The 429-nt window shown below is 46.9% G+C and carries 1 pseudogene; it reads right to left on the bottom strand.

The annotated features are described in order from the left end of the window. Positions 1–406: pseudogene (locus tag ACTHTU_RS11425) on the bottom strand (beta-carotene 15,15'-monooxygenase); the annotation flags it as partial. Positions 407–429 lie beyond the last annotated feature (23 nt).

Below are 429 nucleotides of genomic sequence, written 5' to 3'. Positions count from 1 at the left end.
GTTGATAGTTGCTTACTAAACTGATCAAAGCTAAAGGCGTAAGAAGTCCAAGGACGATAAAAGTCAATCGGGAAGAGCGCAGGTGCAGGCGTTCTGCCATAGCCGCGCGGGCAGCAACGCTACATAAGACAACAGAAATAATGGAAGCAATAATTGGGGATGCTGTATTGGATACGCCTTCACTCAAGTATGAAAGATCTTCCGCGGCGGACAACATACCGGTTAAGAACATGACCATGACAACAAACAGCAATAGGAGTTGCAACAGAGACCCTTCCCATTGATCGTTGCCGCGTTTGAACTGCAAAGCATTGACTAATATCAGACAGGCGAGTGCCCATGAGTAGAGCGGCATAGTCAACCACATGATGAAAGCATCGCTGTCTTCATGGTTGAAATTAGACATTGTTAGGCCGAGCAGTATCCAGC

It is taken from the genome of Neisseria sp. P0020.S005, from assembly GCF_051957055.1.
Taxonomy (GTDB): Bacteria; Pseudomonadota; Gammaproteobacteria; order Burkholderiales; family Neisseriaceae; genus Neisseria; species Neisseria subflava_A.
The sequence above is the reverse complement of the archived record's forward strand: the minus strand, read 5'-3'. Positions and strand labels throughout refer to the sequence as shown.